This window comes from bacterium, assembly GCA_026708055.1.
Taxonomy (GTDB): domain Bacteria; phylum Actinomycetota; class Acidimicrobiia; order Acidimicrobiales; family CATQHL01; genus VXNF01.
Window position 1 is genome coordinate 1 of sequence record JAPOVS010000060.1, and the last position, 22,224, is coordinate 22,224.

25 protein-coding genes are annotated in these 22,224 nt (G+C 67.8%); 9 read left to right on the forward strand and 16 right to left on the reverse strand.

Annotation, left to right across the window (positions count from 1 at the left end; genetic code table 11):
* From OXG55_13415 to OXG55_13440, 6 genes are all read left to right on the forward strand, one after another.
* On the forward strand, window positions 1-360 hold a 360-nt coding region (locus tag OXG55_13415; protein ID MCY4104237.1), incomplete at its 5' end, for a hypothetical protein.
* Window positions 361-881: 521 nt separating this feature from the next.
* The gene (locus tag OXG55_13420; protein MCY4104238.1) at window positions 882-2,300 is read left to right on the forward strand and encodes a putative DNA binding domain-containing protein; all 1,419 of its coding nucleotides are present in this window, start codon (window positions 882-884) and stop codon (window positions 2,298-2,300) included.
* A gap of 216 nt (window positions 2,301-2,516) precedes the next feature.
* Window positions 2,517-2,645, forward strand: coding sequence for a hypothetical protein (locus OXG55_13425; GenBank protein ID MCY4104239.1), 129 nt, complete (start codon window positions 2,517-2,519; stop codon window positions 2,643-2,645).
* A 196-nt stretch (window positions 2,646-2,841) separates the two neighbouring features.
* A complete protein-coding gene (locus tag OXG55_13430; protein MCY4104240.1) occupies window positions 2,842-3,156 on the forward strand; it encodes a hypothetical protein in 315 nt (104 codons plus the stop codon).
* 8 nt (window positions 3,157-3,164) lie between these two features.
* Complete coding sequence (locus OXG55_13435; GenBank protein MCY4104241.1) at window positions 3,165-3,608, forward strand: putative toxin-antitoxin system toxin component, PIN family; 444 nt, start codon at window positions 3,165-3,167, stop codon at window positions 3,606-3,608.
* A 113-nt stretch (window positions 3,609-3,721) separates the two neighbouring features.
* The gene (locus OXG55_13440; GenBank protein ID MCY4104242.1) at window positions 3,722-3,943 is read left to right on the forward strand and encodes a ribbon-helix-helix domain-containing protein; all 222 of its coding nucleotides are present in this window, start codon (window positions 3,722-3,724) and stop codon (window positions 3,941-3,943) included.
* A 51-nt stretch (window positions 3,944-3,994) separates the two neighbouring features.
* Here the strand turns inward: OXG55_13440 and OXG55_13445 are convergent, their stop codons facing one another.
* Entirely contained in the window at window positions 3,995-4,996 is a 1,002-nt protein-coding gene (locus OXG55_13445) for a nuclease-related domain-containing protein (protein MCY4104243.1), read from the reverse strand.
* Between the two features lie 50 nt (window positions 4,997-5,046).
* Window positions 5,047-5,985, reverse strand: a complete 939-nt coding sequence (locus tag OXG55_13450; GenBank protein ID MCY4104244.1) for a nucleotidyltransferase domain-containing protein — start codon at window positions 5,983-5,985, stop codon at window positions 5,047-5,049.
* Between the two features lie 283 nt (window positions 5,986-6,268).
* On the opposite strand from OXG55_13450, the gene OXG55_13455 reads away from it, so the two are divergent.
* Entirely contained in the window at window positions 6,269-6,574 is a 306-nt protein-coding gene (locus OXG55_13455) for a transposase (protein ID MCY4104245.1), read from the forward strand.
* Window positions 6,575-6,843: 269 nt separating this feature from the next.
* Window positions 6,844-7,140: a hypothetical protein gene (locus OXG55_13460; protein ID MCY4104246.1), complete on the forward strand. Its 297-nt coding sequence runs from the start codon at window positions 6,844-6,846 to the stop codon at window positions 7,138-7,140.
* 44 nt (window positions 7,141-7,184) lie between these two features.
* Here OXG55_13460 and OXG55_13465 read toward each other — a convergent pair whose 3' ends face one another.
* The 10 genes from OXG55_13465 to OXG55_13510 form a co-directional block, all read right to left on the reverse strand.
* Window positions 7,185-7,325, reverse strand: coding sequence for a hypothetical protein (locus OXG55_13465; GenBank protein MCY4104247.1), 141 nt, complete (start codon window positions 7,323-7,325; stop codon window positions 7,185-7,187).
* A 228-nt stretch (window positions 7,326-7,553) separates the two neighbouring features.
* A complete protein-coding gene (locus tag OXG55_13470) occupies window positions 7,554-8,888 on the reverse strand; it encodes an amidohydrolase family protein (GenBank protein MCY4104248.1) in 1,335 nt (444 codons plus the stop codon).
* A complete protein-coding gene (locus OXG55_13475) occupies window positions 8,885-10,057 on the reverse strand; it encodes an NAD(P)/FAD-dependent oxidoreductase (protein ID MCY4104249.1) in 1,173 nt (390 codons plus the stop codon). Before OXG55_13475 ends, OXG55_13470 begins: the two co-directional genes overlap by 4 nt.
* Entirely contained in the window at window positions 10,057-10,881 is an 825-nt protein-coding gene (locus tag OXG55_13480; GenBank protein ID MCY4104250.1) for an alpha/beta hydrolase, read from the reverse strand. The genes OXG55_13475 and OXG55_13480 overlap by 1 nt, the downstream gene beginning before the upstream one ends.
* 66 nt (window positions 10,882-10,947) lie before the next feature.
* Window positions 10,948-11,358, reverse strand: coding sequence for a RidA family protein (locus tag OXG55_13485; GenBank protein MCY4104251.1), 411 nt, complete (start codon window positions 11,356-11,358; stop codon window positions 10,948-10,950).
* Between the two features lie 28 nt (window positions 11,359-11,386).
* Window positions 11,387-12,742 (reverse strand): amidohydrolase family protein, encoded by a 1,356-nt coding sequence (locus tag OXG55_13490; GenBank protein MCY4104252.1) that lies wholly within the window; start codon window positions 12,740-12,742, stop codon window positions 11,387-11,389.
* Window positions 12,739-13,143, reverse strand: coding sequence for a RidA family protein (locus OXG55_13495; protein ID MCY4104253.1), 405 nt, complete (start codon window positions 13,141-13,143; stop codon window positions 12,739-12,741). Before OXG55_13495 ends, OXG55_13490 begins: the two co-directional genes overlap by 4 nt.
* A 2-nt stretch (window positions 13,144-13,145) precedes the next feature.
* Complete coding sequence (locus OXG55_13500; protein ID MCY4104254.1) at window positions 13,146-13,991, reverse strand: alpha/beta fold hydrolase; 846 nt, start codon at window positions 13,989-13,991, stop codon at window positions 13,146-13,148.
* 3 nt (window positions 13,992-13,994) lie between these two features.
* Entirely contained in the window at window positions 13,995-14,738 is a 744-nt protein-coding gene (locus OXG55_13505) for an SDR family NAD(P)-dependent oxidoreductase (protein ID MCY4104255.1), read from the reverse strand.
* Between the two features lie 11 nt (window positions 14,739-14,749).
* Entirely contained in the window at window positions 14,750-15,874 is a 1,125-nt protein-coding gene (locus tag OXG55_13510; protein MCY4104256.1) for an amidohydrolase family protein, read from the reverse strand.
* Between the two features lie 107 nt (window positions 15,875-15,981).
* On the opposite strand from OXG55_13510, the gene OXG55_13515 reads away from it, so the two are divergent.
* Window positions 15,982-17,124: an NAD(P)/FAD-dependent oxidoreductase gene (locus OXG55_13515; GenBank protein MCY4104257.1), complete on the forward strand. Its 1,143-nt coding sequence runs from the start codon at window positions 15,982-15,984 to the stop codon at window positions 17,122-17,124.
* A gap of 153 nt (window positions 17,125-17,277) precedes the next feature.
* Here the strand turns inward: OXG55_13515 and OXG55_13520 are convergent, their stop codons facing one another.
* Genes OXG55_13520 through OXG55_13535 form a run of 4 tightly spaced genes read right to left on the reverse strand, consistent with a single transcriptional unit; the run spans window position 17,278 to window position 22,127 of the window.
* The gene (locus OXG55_13520) at window positions 17,278-18,384 is read right to left on the reverse strand and encodes an ABC transporter permease (GenBank protein MCY4104258.1); all 1,107 of its coding nucleotides are present in this window, start codon (window positions 18,382-18,384) and stop codon (window positions 17,278-17,280) included.
* Entirely contained in the window at window positions 18,368-19,426 is a 1,059-nt protein-coding gene (locus OXG55_13525; GenBank protein MCY4104259.1) for an ABC transporter permease, read from the reverse strand. Before OXG55_13525 ends, OXG55_13520 begins: the two co-directional genes overlap by 17 nt.
* Before the next feature lie 56 nt (window positions 19,427-19,482).
* Window positions 19,483-21,048 (reverse strand): ABC transporter ATP-binding protein, encoded by a 1,566-nt coding sequence (locus OXG55_13530; protein MCY4104260.1) that lies wholly within the window; start codon window positions 21,046-21,048, stop codon window positions 19,483-19,485.
* Window positions 21,045-22,127: a BMP family ABC transporter substrate-binding protein gene (locus OXG55_13535; GenBank protein ID MCY4104261.1), complete on the reverse strand. Its 1,083-nt coding sequence runs from the start codon at window positions 22,125-22,127 to the stop codon at window positions 21,045-21,047. The genes OXG55_13530 and OXG55_13535 overlap by 4 nt, the downstream gene beginning before the upstream one ends.
* Between the last annotated feature and the right edge of the window lie 97 nt (window positions 22,128-22,224).

Consider the following 22,224-nt stretch of genomic DNA (forward strand, 5'->3'; position numbering starts at 1 on the left):
GGATCGCTCGCGGGTTCGGGCCTCGGGGCGGCTATCCTCGCCGCGATGAGCATTCTCGCCGTGGATTCGTTGCCGCCAAGCCCGTTGGCGGCCCTTCGGGAATTGGTGTCCAGCGAAGCGCATCTTGACCGGATCCGGCGCGACCAGATCGCAGCGGCGCTCTCCGAGGGCGCAAGTTGGGATGATGTCGGCGACGCGCTAGGGGTCAGCGCCCGAGAGGCGTCGGAGTACTACTGCGCCGATGTGTGGCGGCGACTCGAGGCGAACGCGGCGCGAAATGCTGATATCTCTGACGAGGAAGCAATGGGGATCGCAGTTACAGAGGTACGAGCGGTCCGGCGCGGACTCCACTTGACCTAATCGCCGCCATGCGCGCCTCCCTCGGCGACGGGTTGCATGCTGCCGACCCGGTCGAAGAGCTGATCGGCTGGCTCGATGTGGAACCCGATGACGACCTCGACGCCGTGATCTACGGGCTCGACGGGTGAGGTTCGCCGACACTTCCTAACGACGTGTGACCAACGTCCGCGGTGGCGGAGCGTTCGGTCCTTCGATGTCAATCCGACGAGGCGGTCTTCAGCACACTGGAGGTCAGCGGCGGTGCCGTCTGGTCGAGGTTCCCCATAGGAGCATCCTCATTGGCGTAGCCAGCTCACCGCCGGGGTCGTACACCTCGCACCCAATGACCTGACTAGGACCGGTCCTACTGTAAGCAGCGTTCAGAGCAGGCCATTGGCAAGCGCTCTGACCTGGGATTCTTCAATGGCCACTTACTCTAAAGTCTTTAGAGTAAGTGCATGTGGACAATGGACGTGGTGCACGGCGCAGTCGGCCGGCCCTGGTTGCGACGCGTGTTGCTGTAACTAATTTATAGTAGTTCCATGACCACGGGCGCGGTGGAGCGGGCACTCGGGGGGCGCTCCGACAGTCGTGGGAGCGAACTCCTCCGCCTTCCCGAAGACCAATGGTTCGACCGCAAGAGCGCCCGCGTCGGTGAGCGGGAACTCGCTGACACCCTTATCGCATTCGCCAACGCGGAGGGCGGAACGGTGGTCGTCGGGCTGTGGAACGGCGTCGTGGAGGGGATCGCCGCGGCGGGTCCGGCCAAGTTGGCCAAGTGGCAGCAGGCGGCGATCGACTTCACGGTGCCCCCGGTACCTCACAAGGCCCGACTCGTGGAATGCTGCAATTCCCGGGGCGAGGGAGACCGGCTACTCGTCGTGGAGGTGAATGTCTCAGAGCAGGTCCACGCCAACCGGAAGGACGACGTTTATCTGCGGGTCGGGGATGAGAACCGCCGACTCGCCTACTCCCAGCGGCAGGAGTTGCTCTATGACAAGGGGCAGGCGTGCTTCGAGGCAACGCCTGTCGCCGGTGCCGGAATGGAAGATCTGGATGGCGGTCTCCTGGCCGACTACGCCGAGGCCGTCAACCATCCCGACCCGGAGCGGCTGCTCGACGCCCGTGGCCTGCTGAGCGCCGCTGGGGATGTCACCGCGGCGGCCGTGCTGCTCTTCGGGACCCATCCGCAGCGCCGGCTGCCCGAGGCGTGCGTCCGTGTGCTCCGCTACCGGGGCGCCGAACGCGGCACCGGGGCCCGCCAGCAACTCCTCTCCGATGTCCGCATCGAGGGTGCGATCCCGCGGCTCCTCGAGGAGGCTCGCCAGGCGATCGCCGATCTCCTGCCTGCCCGTCGTGCACTGGCGGGCAGCGGGCGCTTCGAACGGACACCGCTCGTTCCCACCGATGCCTGGGTCGAGGGCGTCGTGAACGCGGTGATCCACCGTTCCTACAGCGTGGGCGGCGACCACATCAGGGTCGAGATCTTCGACGACCGCATCGAGATCGAGAGTCCCGGACGTTTTCCGGGCGTCGTGGACGTGTCGGATCCGCTGCACATCTCCCGGTTCGCGCGCAATCCGAGGATCGCCAGGGTCTGTGCCGACCTCCGCTTCGGGCAGGAACTCGGTGAGGGCATCCGGCGCATCTTCGAGGAGATGAGACTCGCCGGCCTGGCCGAACCGGCCTACACCCAGACCGCCGGCAGTGTCCGCCTGACGCTCTCCTCGGTCCTCGTGGACAGGGCCCTGGAGGAGCGGCTCCCCCGGTCTGCCCGGAGCGTCCTCCGACTGATCCGCGAAGCCGGCCGCCTGAGCACCGGAGAAGCGGTCGAGGCGACCGGCAGCTCTCGCCCTGCTGTGCTGCGACAACTCCAGGCGCTCGAGCGGGAGGGGCTCATCGAGTGGGTGGGCAAGTCGAAGAAGGACCCGCGGGCTTACTGGAAGCTCCGAGTGGGCTGAGACTTTAGAGCGGCGGTCGGATGCGACAGCGGCCGCGAATGCGATCTGATCTGCCGCCGCGCCGGCCGACTCACCGCCATCGAGATCAAATCGGGCGCGACCGTCGCGTCGGACTGGTTCAAGACACTCGTCAGAATCTCCGAGGACCTGCCGGCGGTCACATCCAAGGCCGTCGTCTACGGCGGAACTGAACGCCAACAGCGAACCGCCGCCGACGTGGTCCCCTGGGCCGGCTTCGCGGACTACCTCGGACAGATCGACGCCGCCCCGTACCCGCCGCCCGCGCCGGGCCACGGCGAAGGACCGACGCCTCCGGAGCCCCCGCCCGGCGACCTCACCCTCTGAACCGACTCGCCTCGGCGGTTCCAGCGGCGCGGCCCGCGCGTCGGCGACGCCGCGGCATGAGATATATCTCGCCCCGAGAAGCTAGCTGCTAGCCGCCGCGGACGAAACCCCAACCCGCGCCGCGCCCGTCCGGCCGCGCTGCGTGGCAGCTGGATCGCTCGCGGGTTCGGGCCTCGGGGCGGCTATCCTCGCCGCGATGAGCATTCTCGCCGTGGATTCGTTGCCGCCAAGCCCGTTGGCGGCCCTTCGGGAATTGGTGTCCAGCGAAGCGCATCTTGACCGGATCCGGCGCGACCAGATCGCAGCGGCGCTCTCCGAGGGCGCAAGTTGGGATGATGTCGGCGACGCGCTAGGGGTCAGCGCCCGAGAGGCGTCGGAGTACTACTGCGCCGATGTGTGGCGGCGACTCGAGGCGAACGCGGCGCGAAATGCTGATATCTCTGACGAGGAAGCAATGGGGATCGCAGTTACAGAGGTACGAGCGGTCCGGCGCGAACTCCACTTGACCTGATCGCCGCCATGCGCGTCATCCTGGACGCGAACATCTTCATCTCCGCCGCGATCGCTGCTGGGCCGCCACTGAAGGCGTTGAGTGCGTGCATCGAGCGGCCCGACATTGACCTCATCGTATGCCCGACGCTGTGGCGCGAGGTTGGGCGCTCCCTCCTTACGAAACCAGGGCTCCTGAAGCGCATCCCGCCCGACGAGACGCGCGAGTTCATGCGCCGTATCAAACCACTCGTTCATCTCGTCCCCGATCCCGTTGCGGTGGAGGAGTTCACCGAAGACCCCAAGGACAACTACCTGATTTCCCTTGCTCGGGAACAGGGTGTAGCCCTCATCGTGAGTGGGGACAGGGACCTGCTTGATTGGACCGAGCAGAGGCCACCAGTCGTGCCCCCCGCCGCGTTCGTCGTATCCCTTGAACCGGACGTCGACACCCCTCCAGACTTGACCCCGTGAGTCGCTGGGCTCGGTCGCGACGCGTGAGCGCCGGCACCCGGAGCGTCCGTTCGCGCGCTGCGAGCCGGGATCCTCCCGGCTCCGGGGCGGTCCTTATGGTGTACATCTCAGAGATGCGGCGTATCCAGCTCTATGTGGACGCGGATATGGATGATGCGCTCACCGCTCAGGCGGCAAAGCGTGGCACGAACCGCTCGGCGCTGGTCCGCGACGCCGTGCGCGCCTCCCTCGGCGACGGGTTGCACGCTGCCGACCCGGTCGAAGAGCTGATCGGCAGGCTCGATGTGGAACCCGATGACGACCTCGACGCCGTGATCTACGGGCTCGACGGGTGAGGTTCGCCGACACTTCCTTCTGGTCGGACTCCATCCCATTCAGCGCTCAGGCTACATCCAGATCGGCTCGGAGGAGCCGCACCTTTGGCAGTTGAGCAAGTATCGACTCCCATCTTTGCGAATCTGTACCTGCTTGTCCCGTCTTGCGCAGGCTCCACAGGCAGAGCACTCCGTGGGCATCGGCGTGTTCGCCTGGCACGCATTGCATTTCCAGTAAAAGCTGTAGCGCTTTCGAGCCGTGAGGTCCTTTGAACCGCAGTGCCTGCATGTCGCATGTGCCCGCCGTGCAGGCGAAGCACCAGAGCGATCAATATGCCTCTCGGCAAGAAATCCGGCCACCTGCTCGGCTTCCTGTTCCTCCATTCTCCACCTGCTGCCGTAGTCTCCGTAGACTCTTCTCTTATTCGATTTTGCACCCTGGCGATGCCGCTCAAGTTCCTCGCTCATCTTCGCGGGCACTAGATCGGCTTTGGTCACGAACATCCGAAATGGCTCTTGGGGTTCCTTCCACTCGTCGAGCCGCTTGATCATTCCCCCGTCGGACACAGCAACAATGAGTTGGATTGGCGCTCTTTTGAAGCCCTGCTGATCTGTCCCGTGGATGAATCTGCCGATCGTGCGTAACCCCACGGGGAATCTTCCAAGCAAGTCTTCCCGATTGCGTTGCAGGAAGGCTCGAAGGAAGTCGCGCTGCAACTCAGCTTGCCGGATCGGCGACGGCATTCCCGTCTCCCTGCTGCCCCACACGCGAGTCCACTCATCTCCTCCCGAGCCATCAGGGCGCACTCGCACCTCTCCTGAAACCGCCTTGCTCTCGATGATGAAAAACCCGAAGCGATGTACGAGCAGATGATCGATCTGGCACACCCCCGCGGAGCCATCGTGTTCTGGCTGGTCGGGATCCTCGAGCCGCAGGCCGTGCAACACGAAGACATCCGGGTCTTCAGAGAAACTTCGGTGCAGGTAGTGCGCCATTTGCCGCTCAGCCGTGACGCCAGCCTGTTGGCGCGGATCGCTCGGCCGACCACATTGTTCGTATGGCTTGACGATCATCTGAGCTTCTCGGCGTTCATCTCGGCGAGCATCCTGGGGTGAAGCGGCGGTCAGACGGGCTCGCCGGTGAGTAGGTCGGCGGTGTTGAGGCGGTCTTGGATCGTCGTGAGGATGGCGTGCGTCTCGGCGGCGAGGCCGGTGGCCACACGGCGCGCCTCGAATTCGGAGACGGCGATGTGTGCCACCGAGCATGCGGCGCCGGCGAGCCGGCGGGCCAGGTCGGCGGCTTCGTCGACGGTGACTTCGGGCCGGTCGGCGGCGTAGGCGCCCGCGCGGCGCCACATCGACACTTCGTCGTATGCGAGGCCGGCCAGGGCGCGGTCCACGGCAGGCCTCCGCGCCGGGATGTCGTCGAGCAACTTGTCGACGTCGTGAACATACCGGACCGGTTTGCCGTCCAGGGCGGTGAGCGCCTTGAGCGAGTGCTCGACCACCATCGCGGCCTTGGCGCACACATCGATCAGCCGGGCCCGTTGAAGCCGCTCGCATTCCTCGATCCGTCCCGCTTCGGCTGCGCCGGTCTCCCAGTCGCTGGGCTTCAGACAGTTCCGCAGCAGGCTCATCTCCCGATGCGCGTCGTCGAGGCGCTGCGCGGCCTCCTTGTCGTTCGTGTCCGGCAAGCCGATCTCCTTGTCCCAGTTCACGTTCCCGGCAGGACGGTCTACCAGTGCCACTGCGCTGGGGGCTATTCCCGCCTCGAACGAGGCCGACACCCGAGCCACGCGGCGGGCCCACTCGGGGCGGTCGGTGACATGCACATCCACGCTGTGGCCGCACGCCTCTCCGGCGGTGCGCGCCAGTTCGCCTCGGAGCGCCCACCTCCGGGCGTAGTCCAAGTCGTCGAAGATCGCCACGAGGTCGATGTCACTGTGGAGACGCTGGTCGCCCCGCGCCACCGAGCCGAACAGCAGCACCTTCCCCGCGCCGGCGGCCACGAGCGCATCGGCGGCACGTCGCGCCGCCACCTCCGACGGGACGGCAACGTCCATCCCGCAACTCTATCGCCCGGCCCGATTCGCCCGGGACCTGACGCCATCGCGGTGGCGGAGCGTTCTGACCTTCGAGGTCAATCTGACGAGGTGGTCTTCGCGGAGGCACTCGCAGACGCTCGGGTGATCGTCGCCGAGAACGTCGTCGACTACTGGCCCCTGGGTCCGCCGCGTTGCGAGCCGGCCGTACCTCTCCGACCCTCATGTTCACCAGCAACCGCACCTATCCGACAGCAACCTGAGGTTCTCCCTGCTGGCTTGGCATCTCGATTAGGGGGTGGTCATGTCTGTGATGCGGGAGCACACCCCGCCGTCGGGGGGGACTCGGCGGCGGTTCGCGAAGGAGTTCAAGGCCGACGCGGTGGCGTTGATCCTCGACGGTGACCGGTCGATCGCGTCGGTGGCGCGGGGTCTCGGGATCGGGGAGACGAATCTGGGGAGCTGGGTTCGCCGGGCCCGCATCGATCGGGGCGAGAAGCCGGGGCTCGCGAGTTCTGAGCGCGCCGGGTTGGCGCGGCTGCGCCGGGAGGACGCGCGGCTGGGTATGGGGCGTGAGTTGCTCAAGCGAGCGGCGGCCTCCTGGGTCTAGGAGTCGGGGCAGTGACCCGTTGTCGGTGGGTCGCTGCCCGGAGGGCCGAAGGGTTCCCGGCAACGATGGTGCGCCGTGTCGCGCAGGTGGCCCGCCGGGGGTTCTACGCCTGGTGTGGCCGCTACAACACCCAGCGGCTCCACTCCAGCCTCGCCTACCAGACCCCGACAGAATGGGAGGACCACCACCGGCCGACACACGAACCAGACCAGCCGCATCAACCACGTGTCAACCCAACGGGGGGAAGCTCAGAGCACTAGGTATTACGTATGGAGCGACACCCGGGGATCGTGTTCCGCATCGGACCCGCTGGGCGTCGAGCCGGCTTGGCTGGGGGTCCCGATGTCTGGGAGGTCGTGCAGGCGTGTCTCGGGGACGACGCTGACGATCCGCTGACGCCCGCGGCAGTCGCCGAGCAGATGGGGTTGACGGCCGACCAGGTCGGCGTGGCGTTCCGGTACGCGGAGTTCAGGGACGAGATCGACGCCCGGATCCGCATGGTGGCCGAGGACGCGGAGCGAGCTGAGGCGGCGTGGCGAACTGAGCGGGAACTTCTCGGTAGATGAGGCTGCTGATCGACGAGATGTGGCCGCCCAAATGACGGGTTAGTTCATGTGCCGGAGGATGGCCGCAGACTGCTCGGCAGGTCTCCTTGGGGCTCGTAGTTCTCGAGCGCCCGCTGGGCGGCGCTGTGCCATTGCTTGATGAATCGCTGCTCAAGAACACTCGTCTTCTCGGATACGTAAGTCATGAACCAACCCAACAAGCCATCTCAGGCATGCAGCGATCCCGGCGAGTGACGACGCCAGCCGAGTTCCTCCAGCGTCCAATGACCCTTCGCGCCGTTCCCGAGCATCGAGGTGCGCGCCGATGCCGCTGCGCAATCGGGTGAATCGCCGGAAATCGTGTTACAAATCCGCTCGACCACCTCAGAGTCATACATGGTCGCGGAGTCCGTCCGCTGAGACCGGCCGCGGGGTCAGTCGGTGTTGACGTGGAGGCCGTCGTAGTAGACGTGTTGCTTCTCGAAGCGCTGCTGGATGCGGTCGGGCATGGGGGTGAGGTCGACTTGGCGGCCGGCTTGCATGACCATCTTGAGCAGCTTGCGGCGGCCGAGCACGGAGATGTCCTTGGAGGGGTCGCCGTCGACCACGATGACGTCGGCGAGCTTTCCGGGCTCCAGGCTGCCGATCTCGTGCTCCCAGCGGGGGAGCGTGACCGCTGCCTTCGACGTGCCGCACGAGATCGCCTCGATCGGCGTGAGACCGCAGTGCGTGACCAGGATCTCCATCTCCTTGTGGTGCCAGTGGCCGTAGGGGGTCAGTGAGAAGCCGGACTCCGATCCGGCGATGATGGGAACCCCGGCGTCGTAGGCCTGCCGGATGTTCTCGGCGCCCTCGTCGATCTCCCGCTTGAGCCCGTCGCGCGAGGCGGCCGACATCTCCGCGTCGAGCGCGTCGAGCGCGTTCACCAGCAGCGGCAGCGTCGGGCAGATCGGGATCTTCTTCTCGGCCACCACCTCCAGGCCCTCGTCGTCCATGAACGAGGCGTGCATGATCCAGTCGAAGCCCGCCTTGGCGGCGAACGTGACCGACTCCGCAGAGCGGGCGTGAATCGTGCACTTCCTGCCCAGCCGGTGTACCTCGTCGGCGAGCAGTTCCAGTTCGTCGAGGCGGAACGAGCAGCCGACCAGCGGGTTGTAGTAGCTGGTGGCGTCGCCGGAGCCGGCGACCTTGACGAAATCCACGGTGTCCTTGATCTGCAACCGCACGGTCTCGAGGATCTCGTCCTTGTTGCGCACCAGGACGCTGGCGTTGCCGACCGGGTTCTCGATCCAGTTGGGGAAGGCGTCGCCGAGCCCCTGATGGGTCGTGATCTCCGGTCCGGCCACGCAGAAGCGCGGCCCCTCCACGAGCCCGGCGTCGACGGCGTCGCGCACGGCGATCGGCACGCGGTACACCGCCGCGGGATCCGAAGCGCTCGTGACGCCGGCGCGCAGGACCTTCCCGGCGTTGTAGCCGGCGAGGATGGCCCGCCACTCGGCGGAGCCGTACATCGCCAGCTCCTCCTCGCTGCGCGGCTCGCCGTAGGAGATGTGGCAGTGCGCATCCACGATGCCGGGCAGGACCGAGCCGTTCCCGGCGTCGATCACCTCGGCCGCGTCGTTCTGCTTCCATTGCTCGGGCAGGTCGTCCTTCGGGCCGACCCAGGCGATGCGGTCGCCGAGCACCGCCACAGCGCCGTCCTCGATGGCCGGCGCGCCGGTGCCGTCGATCACCCGCCCGTAGAAGAGGTACTCATCGGATCCGCTCATGGCGAGCCCCCCAGGTGTTCCGTGCCCGTCGGGATGTGCGCACTGGTCTTGCCGAGGTTCACATAGACCCACTTCCGGCGGCCCATCCACGCTACGAAAGGCGATCGTACCCGCTCGAATCCGGGCGGGCAGGTTGTCGAGAGCAGCCCCCAGAACGCCGACCAGCGCTGCGTGTGCTCGACCAGCGGCCGCTCGCGCGCCTCCCATTCGGCCAGACCCCGCTCGACGTCGTCCCGGTGGCGATCAGCCGAGACCGCCAGCGACAGCATGTTGGACATCGCCAGGCACGCTCCCTGGCCGAGGTTCGGCGGCTGTGAGTGGGCGGCATCCCCGCCGATCGCCACGCGCCCCTTGTGCCAGGACTTGAGCCGCACCATGGAGAACGAGTCCCAGCGTGCCTCGGTCTCGGGTGTCACCCGCCGGAACCAGGACTCGAGCCGGGGGAACGACGAGATCCAGGTGTCGTGATCGATCGGAACCCGACGGGCCTTGGTGTCGTCGTTGCGGGCGCAGACCGCGAAGTACACCCAGTCGTGGTGGCAGGGCGTGTACAGCACCCTGCGGGTCCTCGACCAGTACTCGATGCAGCGCTGCGTCTCGGGATCAACCCGCTCGGCCTCGGTGCGGGGGATCAGCATCCGGGTGGCGCCGTCTCGCAGGATCCGCTTCTGGCGCCCCAGTCCGACCGAGTCGCGGATCTGCGAGTGAAGGCCGTCGGCGCCGACGACGAGGTCGGCCTTCACGGTGCGGCCGTCCTCGAAGGTGAGTTCACCCGTCGGTGTGGCAGCGATCGCTCTGGCGCCGGTCACGAGCTCTGCGCCGAGGTCGGTGGCTCGCTGCGCCAGCGCGCTGTGCAGCAGCGGTCGCAGCATGGTCGTCAGCCGATCCCCGGGCTCGTGGGAGTACTTGAAGCTCTCGACCGTCCGGGCCCACTCGTCCCGCACGTCGAACCGGTGGACCGGGTGCGACGTCGGCATCAACTCGTCGTAGACGCCCAGCGCCTCCAACGTCCGGAGGCCGTTCTCCCACACGTAGAGCCCGGCGCCCAGTTCCCGCAGCGTGGGGGACTGCTCCCAGACGCGTGTCCGCCACCCCCGCTCGGCGAAGGCGATGGCGCAGGCCAGTCCCGCCAGGCCGCCCCCGGCGATCTCGACGGACGGTCCGGACATCAGGAGGCGCGCTCGATGAAACGCCGCTGGATCCCGTTGAACGCGGCCGATTGCTCGAGCGAGGCCATGTGGCCCGCCCTGGGCAGCTCCACGAACTCCGCGCCGGCGACGGCCTCGGCCACGGCACGGCCGTAGGCGGGGAGTGTCACGAAGTCCGACTCGCCGACGGTCACCAGTGTCGGCATATCCAGTGAGCCGAGTTCGTCAGTGACATCGTGGGCGAGACCGGCGTCGTACTGGCCCATGTGCGATCCCGTTCCCATCCGTCTGATCAGTTCCGCCACCTCGCCGAGGGCACCTGACGTGAACCCGTGGCGGGCGAAGTGCTGCGGCGACACCAGGAAGAACGCGTCGCGCATCCAGAGGTCGGGGTTGTTCGCCGCCGCAGTGGCCTGGCGAGCCTGGAGCCAGGCGCGGATGTGCGGGGCGGCCGAAGTCGCCGCCCAGGTGCTGTGCAGGGAGAGCGAGGCGACCCGCTCCGGTTCGGAGGCGGCAAGGGCCAAAGCGATGGCTGAACCCAGCGAGTGTCCTGCTATGTGTGCGTCGGGCCAACCGACCTCGTCCAGGACGGCGACGACGTCGCCGGCCATGGCGTCCGGGGTCCAATCCCCGTCCGGGAGCGGATCGGACCGGCCCGTACCGGCATTGTCGACGAGGAGGCAGGTCGCCCACTCGGCGAATGCCGCTGTCTGGGCAAGTGTCCAGTAGGTGCCCGGCAGGCCGGTCCCCGCCACGAGGACCAGCCGCGCCGGGCCGTCTCCCGCGAGCTGATAGGAGATCGCCCGGTCGCCGCGCCGCGCGTAGTCGGCCGTGTTGTCGGTCACCTGGTTGTGCCCCGTGCCGGCGGCCGCGATCGCGCCGCGCCGCGCCGGGCGTCGTGCGCGCTGTTGTCAGTCACTCTGGGGGATGATCGCCACGCCGTCGACCTCCACCGTGAGCCCCTCGAGGGCGAGCGCGGTGACGCCGAGAAGTGTCGAGGCCGGGTACGGCGCCTTGAAGTACTGCTTCCGGATCGCCAGGATCCGCTCACGGTCCCGCAGGTCGGTCAGGTAGAGCCGGAGTTGCACTATGTCGTTGAGCGTCGCACCGACCGTGGCGAGGGTGGCGGCGATGCCGTCCAGCGTGTAGCGCATCTGCGCCTGCGGGTCGCCGGGAGCGACGACCGATCCGTCCGGCGCGAGTGCGGTGTGGCCCGCGATGTACACCGTGTCGCCGACCACGCGGGCGAACGAGTACAGGCCGACGGTCAGCTGGCCTTTCGGTGAGGCGACGACACCGTCGACGCATTCGAGTTCGGTCATCTGCTTCTCCCTCGACTTCTGGCTCGTCTCATAGGTCCGTCACGAAGCCCTGCTTGAGGGACTCGTCGTAGCGGAACCGGCCCTGGAGGTAGATCTTGTTCTTCTCCCAGGAGTACTCCCTGCGCTCGGGGATCGGCGTCTCCCGGTCGACGGGGGAGCCGCCCTTGAGGATCATGGCGATCTTGGACGGCGACTGCAGCACGCGGATGTCGGCGACCGGATCGGCGGCGAGCACCAGGACGTCCGCGAGCTTGCCTGCCTCGAGCGTGCCGATGCGGTCGGCCCACTGCGGCACGGTCACGGCGGCCGCGCCGGTGCCGGCGTGGATGGCCTCGAGGGGCGACAGGCCGAGGTGGGTCACCAGGATCTCCATCTCGAAGGCGTGCCACTCGCCGAAGGGCACCAGCGACCAGCCGGTCTCGGACCCCGAGATGATGGTCGCCCCCTGCCTGAAGGCGCCGCCGAGGTTCTCGCTGGCGGCGTCCACCTCGCGCTTGAAGACGTCCAGCGAGCTGGCGCCGGCATCGCCAGCGGAGGCCAGCAGGTTCACCAGCAGCGTCAGCGCCGGCACGATCGGGATGTCCTTCTCGAGGATCAGGTCCAGACCTTCGGAGTCCATGTACGAGGCGTGCTGGAGCCAGTCGAATCCGGCTGCGGCGCAGGCCCGGACCGACTGCGAGGTGCGGGCGTGCACGGTGCACTTCCGCCCCAGCCGGTGGGTCTCCGACGCCATGAGCGTGAACTCGTCCTCGGTGAAGGCCATCCCCTCCACCGGCCCGGAGGTCACCGCCGAGTCGTTCGACCCGGAGACCTTGATGACGTCGACGCCGTCCTTGACCTGCAGGCGGATCTCCTCGACGATCTCGTCGGGGCTCTTGACGAGCACCCCTGCCTGGCCGGGGGGGAACTCCATCCAGCTGGGGAAGGCGTCCTCCAGACCCTGGCGGCTGGTGATCTGCCGGCCGGCGGCGGCCATGCGGGGGCCCTCCACGATCCCCGCGTCGATGGCGTCGCGCAGGCAGGCCGAGATGTTGAACGTCGTGGCGGGGTCCGAGAGGCTCGTGACGCCGGCGCGCAGCACCTTGCGCACGTTCCAGGCGGCCAGCATCGAGCGGTACTCCACCGGCGTGTAGAGGGCCAACTCCTCCTCCGATCGGGCCTCCCCGAATGAGGTGTGGACGTGGGCGTCGACGATGCCGGGCATGACCGTGCGGTCGGGGCCCGTCACGTGGGTGAGTTCCATTGCCGCGTACTTCTCGGGCACGGCGGCCGCGTCACCGACCCACTCGATGGTGTCGCCGACGACGATCACCGTCCCGTCGGCGATTGGGGCCCCGCCGGTCCCGTCGACGACCTGGCCGTCCAGTCGGTATCCGTTGCTCATGGCTGCGCTCCTTCGGGGATGCCGGCGATGGCTTCGATCTCGACGAGCATGTCCGGAATGGCGAGCGCGCTGACCTCGAACAGCGTGCTGGCCGGCTTGGCGTCGCCGAAGAACTCCTTGCGGACGGGGTTGATGGCCGCCCGGTCATTGATGTCGGTCAGGAAGACCGTGACCTTCAGCACGTCGCCCATGTCCGCTCCGACGGCTTGCAGGGCGTCGCGGATGTTCTGCAGTATGACCCGTGTCTGGGTGACCGGGTCGCCCTTGCCGACCACGTTGCCGTCGCTGTCGAAGGCAGCGGCCCCCGACACGAAGAGCAGGTCACCGAAACGGACCGCGTCGGTGTAGTGGCTGATCGGCTCCGCGGCGCCCTCGACTCTGATCTCCTGTCTCGTTGCCACGGTCAGCTCCTTTGTTTGTTGGATTCAGCTTGTTCGGTGGATTCCACATCGCTCAGAAACTCGTCGATCACCTCGTTGAGTTCCGCGCCCCGCTCGACCCACATGAAGTGTCCCGCCTTGGGGATCACGTGGCGCCGCGCCCCCGGGATCGCCGCGGCGACGGTCTCGTTGTAGCGGGGCAGCGTGATGAGATCCTCGTCGCCGTAGACCACCAGCGTGGGGCAGGTGATCCCTCCGAGGCGGTCCGTGGTGTCGTGGCGCATGTCGGCGTCGAAGTGCCCGATGTAGGCGTGCACGGGCTGGGCGCTGGAGTTGGCGGCGAAGCACGCCTCGACCTGCGCCTGGACGTCGGGCTCGAGGTCGATGACCGTGTGTCCCGACATCCAGAACGAGAACGCCCGGAAGACCTCGATCGGCGCCTCGGAGCGGAGCGTGAGCAGCCGGGCCTCGAACCAGCGGCGGATGTGGTGCTCGCGGACGGTCGAGGACCACGTGGATATCAGCGTCGCCGAGCGGACGAGTTCGGGCCATCCCAGCGCCAGTTCCTGGATGATCGCCGAGCCCAGGCTGACGCCGGCGAAGTGGGCCGGCGGCAGGTCGAGATGCTCGACGAGGCCGACGACGTCGCGGGCGAAGGTGCGCACCGAGTAGCCGTCCTCGGGCGAGTCGCTCTTGCCGGCGCCGCGCAGATCGAAGGTGACGCACCGGTAGCGCTTCTCGAAGTGCGGGGTCTGCCAGACGTCCCACACGCCACCGCCGATGCCCGTGCCGGCTACCCAGACGAGCGGATCCCCCTGACCTCGCTCGGTGTAGTGCAGCCTGATCCCGTTGACGTTCACGTACGGCATGGTTCACCCGATCGCTCGTCCACCGTCGACATTGAACTCGGTGCCGGTGATCCATGTCGAGGACTCGGACACCAGCAGGGCCACCATCCCGGCGATGTCGTCGGGCTCACCGACCCGCCCGAGCGGGAAGATGGAGGTGAGCTCGTCCAGCATCCGGTCGTACACCTCGGGGTCCATGCCGGCGTCGATGTAGATGTCGCTGCGCACCAGCGACGGCCGGACCACGTTGACCCGTACGCCGTGGGGCGCCAACTCGGCGGCGAGCGCCTTGGACAGCCCCTCGATCGCCCCCTTGGTGGAGGTGTAGCCCACGGCGTTGGCGAGCGGCCGCTGGGTCAGCATCGAACTGAAGTTGACCACGGCGCCGCGTGTCGCCTTGAGGTCGTCGAGGCACTGCTGGATCATGATGAGCGTTCCCTCCACGTTGGTGCGGAACTGCTCACGCAGCGCATCGAGGGTCAGATCCTCGATGGACTGCTCGATGATCGTCCCGGCCGAGTTGACCAGGCCGTACACGGGCCCCAGCGACGCTCGGATCTCCGTGAGGCAGGCGGCCACCCGGGTGGGCTCGCGCACGTCACAGCTGAAGGCCCGGATCCGGCCGCTCGTGGTGTAGCCGCGGAGCTTCCCGGGGCGCCGGCCGAGGGCGGCGACGGGATGACCCGCGTCGGCCAGGACTTCGCAGCACCGGCGCCCGATACCGGTTCCTGCGCCGGTGACAACGACAACCCCGCCTTCGGTTGCCATCGAATCGCGGTTCAGACGGTCACGGGCAAGTCGATGCTGTAGAGCTCGGCCGCGGTCTTGTAGGCGATCCTGTCGATCGTCTCCTGGGCCAGGCCCGCCACGCGGTCCTCCACGATGCTGCGCGAGTCCGGGAACGTGCAGCGCACGTGGGGGAAGTCCGACCCCCACGAGAGGCTCATGTCCTCGCCCAGCAGATCCACCACGTGACGCATGTAGGGGTCGTCGATGGCGGTGTGGTAGCAGCGCTTGAGGGCGAGGTCGCGGACCGGGGTGTTGAGATCGCGCAGGCCCCAGTCCGGCGGGTAGTCGTTCTCCAGCTGGTCGAGGCGGTACATGAAGTTCGGCAGCCAGGCCACCTCGTACTCGCCGAGCTGGACCTTCAGTTCGGGGAATCGGTCGAGGACGCGGCCGAAGACGAACTCGTTGGCCAGGGTCGGCTGGACCTCCTGCAGCACCGCGATCGTCATGGCGGCGGCGTCGCCGATCTCGTCGGTGCCGAGCGTGAAGGGGTCGCGCTCGTTGCCGGTGATGATGTGCAGGATGATCGGGTTGTCCGTCTCGACCGCCGTCTGCCAGAGCGGGTCGTAGGCGGGGTCGCGATAGGGCGGGGCACCGGGCACGTTGGCGCAGAAGATCATGGTGCCCTTCATCCCCCGGGCGGTGGTGCGTTCGACCTCGGCGCAGGCCCAGGCAACGTCGTCGGTGGGGACCATGGCGGTGGCCAGGAACCGGTCCGGGTGGGCGCCGGCGAACTCGGCGGCCCAGTCGTTGTAGGCCCGTGCGCAGTCCCGCCGCAGGTCGGGATCGGTGATGCGCATGCCGTAGAGCATCCAGGTGGAGTTGAGGATCTCGAAGGCCACCCCGTCGATGTCCAGCGCCTTCACGCGTGCGTCGGGGTTCGCGCCGGCCTGCAGAACCAGGGCGTTGATCTCGGGATCATCGTTGGTCTGGTCGATGATGCCGCCGCCGATGGGGATGTATTCGAGCCCCGTGAAGAAGAGCGGACCGCCCTCGACGTCGGTGATGAGCCGCGGCAGCACCTCGTCGTCCCAGGTCGAGCCCAGCGCCTTCTGCCACAGGTCGTAGGGCTCCACGAGGTGGGAGTCGGCCGAGATCAGGTGCTCGAACATCGTCATGAACTTCCCCTCCGCTCGCTGGTTCGGATGGGCGATTTGCGCCTCACCGGCGGCAGACGCTATCCCTAATCCGCATCGCTGGTGAGTGTCAAACCGGGCATGCGGAGATCGCCGGTGCGGGCTTGGCCGGTCTGGCCACGGCGATTGCATTGGCTCATCGCGGTTGGACCGTGCGCATGCACGAGGCCGCTCCGGAGTTGCGCGAGATCGGCGCCGGGCTCTACATCTGGGAGAACGGGCTGCGCGTGCTCGAGGCCCTCGACATGTACGACAAGATCGAGGCGCGGGCGCATCGGGTGCCGGCCTTCGACGTGGTTGACGAGCGCTACCGGTTGGTGCATCGCATGGAGTTCTCCACCAAGCCCGGCGAGCGTCTGTTCATCGTGCTGCGCCCGGAACTGCATCGGGCACTCGTGGACTACGCGCAGTCGCTCGGCGTCGAGATCCAGACGTCATCCCGTGTGCTGAGCGCCGACCCTTCCGGGAGTATCCGACTCGAGGACGGCGCACGCCACAAGGCGGACCTCGTCGTCGGCGCCGATGGGCTCAACTCGGCGGTCCGAGACTCGCTGGGGATGCTCAGGCGCAAGCGGGATCTCATCGACGGCGCAATCCGCCTTCTGATCCCGCGGCGGGCCACCGAGCGGGTTGACCCCCATTTCCAGCGCTGCATCGAGTACTGGCGCGGCCCGCGGCGGATCCTGTACACGCCGGCCGGACCGGACGACGTCTACCTCTGCTTCACTTCCCAGGCGTCCGATGAGGCGGCCACACAGATCCCCCTCGACCTGGACATGTGGCGGCCGAACTTCCCGCGCCTGGCCGATGCGCTGGAGCGGGTGACCGACAAGACGCCGGCCCGCTGGGATCGTTTCTCGATGGTCAAGGTCAAGGCCTGGTCGCGGGGCAGGGTGGCGATCCTGGGCGATGCCCTGCACGCGCAGCCCCCGAACCTCGGCCAGGGTGCCGGTCTCGGCATGCAGGGAGGCTTGGCGCTGGCGCACGCGCTCTCGCAGTCATCCGATGTGGAGTCCGGGCTGGCGCTCTGGGAGCAGACCGAGCGGGAGATCGTGGCGCACACGCAGCGGTGGACCTGGCTCTGGGGACTGTCCTCGGCGGCGTTCCCCCATCAGATGCAGCGGGCGCGGTCGCGGTTCGTGAGTTGGCTGGCGAGCCGTGAGCGGGTCGGGCGCAATGTCAGCCGCACCGCCTTCCACGTCCCGACGGGCGGCCTTCCCACCGGCGGCTAGCCACGTATCCGTCGTTCCTGCGAAGGCCGGAACCCAGTTCGGTCCGAGAGTGCGGATCGTGCGACTGGATGATGGATTCCGGCACCCGCCGGAATGACGGGAGGGGGTTCCGTGGCGCCGAACGCCGGCTTCGCCGACCTGCTCAGCGTTCGCCTAGCCGCCCCGGACGAACGGGATTCCCAGCGCCGCGGGTTGGCGGACCCGGACGATGAGGCCTCCGAGCACGGCGATCGTCAGGGCGTAGGGGAACGCCAGCCACAGCAGCGACGGCAGGCTCACCTCGGGCTCGAATATCACCAGCAGGAAGACGCCGACGAACGACACCAGGGCGACGGTCAGTTCGGGCGTGAACATCCGGTGCTCGGCCGCGAGGTAGGCGGGCCGGCGGCGCTCCAAGGTCAGGCGCTGCACGATGAACGCAAGGATCAGCGCGGCCAGCACGATCCAGACGCTGCGCGGCACGAAGGTCTCGGCCTGCAGGCGCAACTGCAGGGCGTCGGCCGCGCCGAACAACGCAGCGGCGGCCGCCACCCCGAGCGGGCGCCATCCGCCCACGATCACCGCGGCGAGCGCCAGGAACCCCCGCCCGGCGGTCATGCCGTCGAGGAAGGTGCCGACGAGGCCGATCGACAGGAAGGCGCCGCCGAGCCCGGCGAAGCCGCCGGCGATCAGGACGCCCTGCCAGCGAAGTGCCCGCACGCTCACGCCGGCGGTCTCGTCGGCCTCGGGAAGCTCGCCTGCCGCCCGCATCTGGAGTCCCCACGTCGTCTTGTAGAACAGCACCCACACGACGGGCACCAGCAGCAGCGCGATGTAGACGAGCGGGATCTGGCTGAACAGCGCCGGCCCGATCACCGGGATCTCCTTCAGGCCGGGTATCTCGAGCCGCGCCATGCGGTCGATGAAGAGATCCGGCTGGTTCTGCGAGTACTTCTGGAAGGCGAAGGCGGACAGGCCGGCGCCGAGGATGTTGAGCGCCACCCCCACCACGATCTGATCGGCGCCCGCCTGGATGGATGCGAACGCCATGATGACCGCCAGGAGCACGCCCGCCAGGACGCCGGCGAGCACGCCGAGCCACGGGTTCCCGAGTTCGCCGCCCGCCCAGAAGCCGGCGAAGGCCCCAACCAGCATCATGCCCTCGAGCCCGATGTTGAAAACACCGGCGATCTCGGAGATCAACTCGCCAAGGGCGACGAGAATCAGCGGGCTGGCGATCAGGATCGCGGCGCGCAGGAACTCGCTATCGAACGGCGTCATCTTCCCGCTCCACTGCGGCCCGCCGGGTCGTGGCCCGGGCGTCCATCCAACGGGTGAGGATCACGGACGTGGCGACGAGGACGACGATGATGCCCTGAGTGATGAAGATCATCTCCGAGGGCACGTCGGCGCGGACCTGCATGACGCTGCCGCCCGTGTCCAGGATGGCGAACAGGGCGGCGGCCGCCACGCAGCCGACAGGGGAGTTCCGGGCGACGAGGGCGACCACGATGCCCGTGAAACCGATGTTTCCGGCGAACCCGCCGGAGAGGACGTTGCGTTCACCGCCGATGACGAGACCGGTGCCGCTCAAGCCGGCCAACGCCCCCGACAGAACGAAGCTGACAACGATCGTGCGGATGGTCTGGACGCCCGCATGGCGCGCCGAGGTGGGATTCTCGCCCGCCAGCCGGAGCTTGTAGCCGAACACGGTCCGGTTCAGGACGAAGACGATGATGACGACCGCCGCGACCGTCAGGAAGATCTCCATCGTGAAAGGCGTCCTGTCGACGAGAGCCGGCCATCGGTACTCCGACGGCAGCGGCCGGGACTGGAATGCGGAACTGGACAGGTCGTGGAGCGGCCCGCGCACGATCCAGAGCAGCACCTGGGTGGCGATGAAGGTGAGCATCAGGGTCGAGACGATCTCGTTCACGCCGCGCTTGGCCCAGAGAACGGCGGCGATGCCGGCGAAGAGCGCGCCTGCGAGCATGCCGGCGAGGGTCGCCAGGATGAGGGCGAGCGCCGGTGGCAGCGAGGGGCCCTCCAGGGCGATGTACGCCGAGACGATGCCCCCGGCGATCATCTGGCCCTGGAGTCCCAGGTTCACCTTGGCGCCGCGGAACGCCACGATCCAGCCGAGCGCGATGAGCACCAGGGGGGACATGCGCGCCGCGGTGATGGCGATGCGCTCGCGGGTGCCGAGCGAGCCGTCGAGCAGAGCCAGGAGAGCGTCGACGGGCGATCCGCCGGTGGCGGCGATGATGCCCAGCGAGATGGCGACACCGGCGATCACCAGGACGATCGCCAGCAGGACGTTCACGGCGGGGTCGCGGACCCGCCCGGAGGTTAGAAACCGATGGATTGCGGCCGAGGAGGTCAGCGCTCCACCGCTTCCAGCATGGCCTTGTCCTCCTCCTCGATCGCCTCCCCGCCCATCAACAACCCGAGTCGTGCGTACGTGGCCTCGTTGCGATCCAGCGTGGCCAGGAACCTCCCGTCCACCATCACGGCAACCCGGTCCGAGAGCAGCAGGATCTCCTCGATCTCGGTGGAGAACAGGACGATGGCGCAGCCGCGCTCACGCTCGGCCTGCATGCGGGAAAGCACCGTCTCGGTCGCACCCACGTCGAGGCCTCTCGTCGGCTGGGAGGCGATGAGCAGCGGCGGCCGGCGGCACAACTCACGTGCCAGCACCGCCTTCTGCTGGTTGCCGCCGGAGAGATGCCGCATCTTCACGCGGGAACCGGGCGTGCGAATGTCGTACTCGCCGATCAGGTCGGAGCAGAACTGGTCCACGGCCGGATCGTTGATGATTCCCCAGCGCTGCATCCGGCCGAGCGCCAACTCCTTCATGACGAGGTTGTCGCGGACCGAGAGCTCCAGCGCCAGTGCCGTGTGGTGGCGATCCGCAGGGATCGCCGACCCGCCGAGGCGGTAGAAGTCCAGCGGCGACATCACGGTGAACCAATCATCGCCGTATCCCAGCCGACCGCTGGTCGGGGCCCGCAGGCCGGTCAGCACCTCGGCCAGCTCCTGCTGGCCGTTGCCGTCGACGCCGGCAATGCCGAGGATCTCCCCCGCCCGGACCTTGAGGGAGATCCCGTCGAGAGCCAGACGGCCGTCCTCGGAGACCAGGCTGATGTCCTCGGCCACCAAGGCCACCGGGCCGCGTTCCCGCTCGGTGACCTGCACGTCGAACATCACGTCCCGGCCGATCGTCATCCGGGCAAGTTCGGCCTTGTCGGTGTCGGCGACATTGACGGTTCCCACGACATGTCCCTGGCGCAGGACCGTGCACCGGTCGGCGATCCCCATCAGCTCGTCGAGCTTGTGGGTGATGAGGATGATGGAGTGGCCCTGGCCGGCGAGGTTCCGGAGTATCCGGACGAGGTGCTCCCACTCCAAGGGTGTGAGCACCGAGGTGGGCTCGTCGAGGATGAGGATCTCGGCGCCCCCGTAGAGCAGCTTGATGATCTCGACGCGCTGGCGGGCGCCCACCGAGAGATCCTCCACGAGGGCGTCGGGATCGACGTCGAGATGGTAGGCCTCGGACATCTCGCGCACGCGGGTGCTGATCCCCCCGATGTTGGCGAAGATGCCCTTCGAGCCGATGCTGCTGAGCGCCAGGTTCTCGGCGACCGTGAGGGTCGGTGCGAGGGCGAAGTGCTGGTACACCATGCCGATCCCGAGGTCCTGGGCATCGGCCGGCTTGCGGATGCGAGCCGGCCGGCCGTCGACCTCGATCGAACCCTCGTCGGGGTCCAGCATCCCGCTGACGATGCTCATCAGCGTGGACTTGCCCGCGCCGTTCTCCCCGAGGATCGCCAGGATCTCGCCGCGACGCACGTCGAGCGAGATCCCGGCGTTCGCCGTGACCCCCGGGAAGTGCTTTGTTATTCCGGTCAGTCTGAGCCGGATGCTGTCGGTTTGGTCCGAGGTCACCTCGCGGTGACTTCGGAGGGCAGCTGCAGCGAGCCGTCCTTGATGGCCGCGACCGTGTCCTCGGCCAGCGCAACCAGCTCAGCGTCCTGGTAGCCGGAGCAGAGGTTGAAGAACTGGATGGACTCGTCCTCGAGGCCGTACGCCGCGGTGCGGGGCGGCAGCGTGCCGTTGGCGAAGTCGCCGATGGCCGCGGTCACCATTGCGGGGATGTCGGAGACGTTGTTGCCCACGATGTTGTCGCCGCGATCGCACCGGTCGACCACCGGGCTGAACAGCAGCACCTCGCCGGCGGCCTCGTCAGCAGCCTGCTGGAGGCCGACGAAGCCGGCGTCCACGAAGCCGTAGAGCACGTCCACGCCGGAGGCGATCTGCGCTGTGGCCGCCTGCTGGGTGCCGGGCACGTCGGAGTAGCTGGAGACGACGGTCTCGACGACCTCGATGTCGGGGTTGACCGACTGGGCGCCCTGGGTGTACCCGGCGAGGGCGGTGCGCTCGATCGGGAACGTGGGGCCGGTGATGTAGCCGATCTTGCCGCTCTGGGAGAGTGTCCCGGCGATGACGCCCATCGGGTAGGTGGCCCAGCCGTAGACCGTGACGTAGCCGTAGACGTTGTCGGGCACGTCGCCCTGTGCGAAGAAGCCCGATGTGATGATGTAGGTGGTGTCGGGGTTCTCCTCGGCGATGGGCAGGAGTGCGCCGAAGACGGTGATGTCGGCAACCACGAGATCGTGCTGCTCGGTGAGGTTGCGGATGGCGTCACCCGCAGCGGTCTCGTCGCCGAGATTGTCGACGATCGACGGGCTGCCGCCGTAGGCGACGACGCCCTCGTAGACGCTCTGGAAGTACGCCTGGTCGTTGCGCGGTCCGCCGAGTGCCAACCCGAACGAGATCCCCTCGTCGGCCGGCGGTGGCGGGGGCTCGGGTGCGGGCGGCGGCGGTTCGGCGGGAGCCGGCGCCGGCGGCTCGGGTGCGGGCGGCGGTGCAGACGCCTCCTCGTCGTCGCCACAGGCAGCGGCGACCAATGCCAGGATCGCCAGGAGAGCAATCAATATCTTGCTAGTAGTTCTACGCTTGTTCACGCGTTTTCCTTTCATTTTGCAGCCAGGTCAGGCCTGTCCCCTCGGAAGCCTGCGGCAGTCTAGGGCGAACGGTTTCGGGCGATCAAACGGCGGGAAG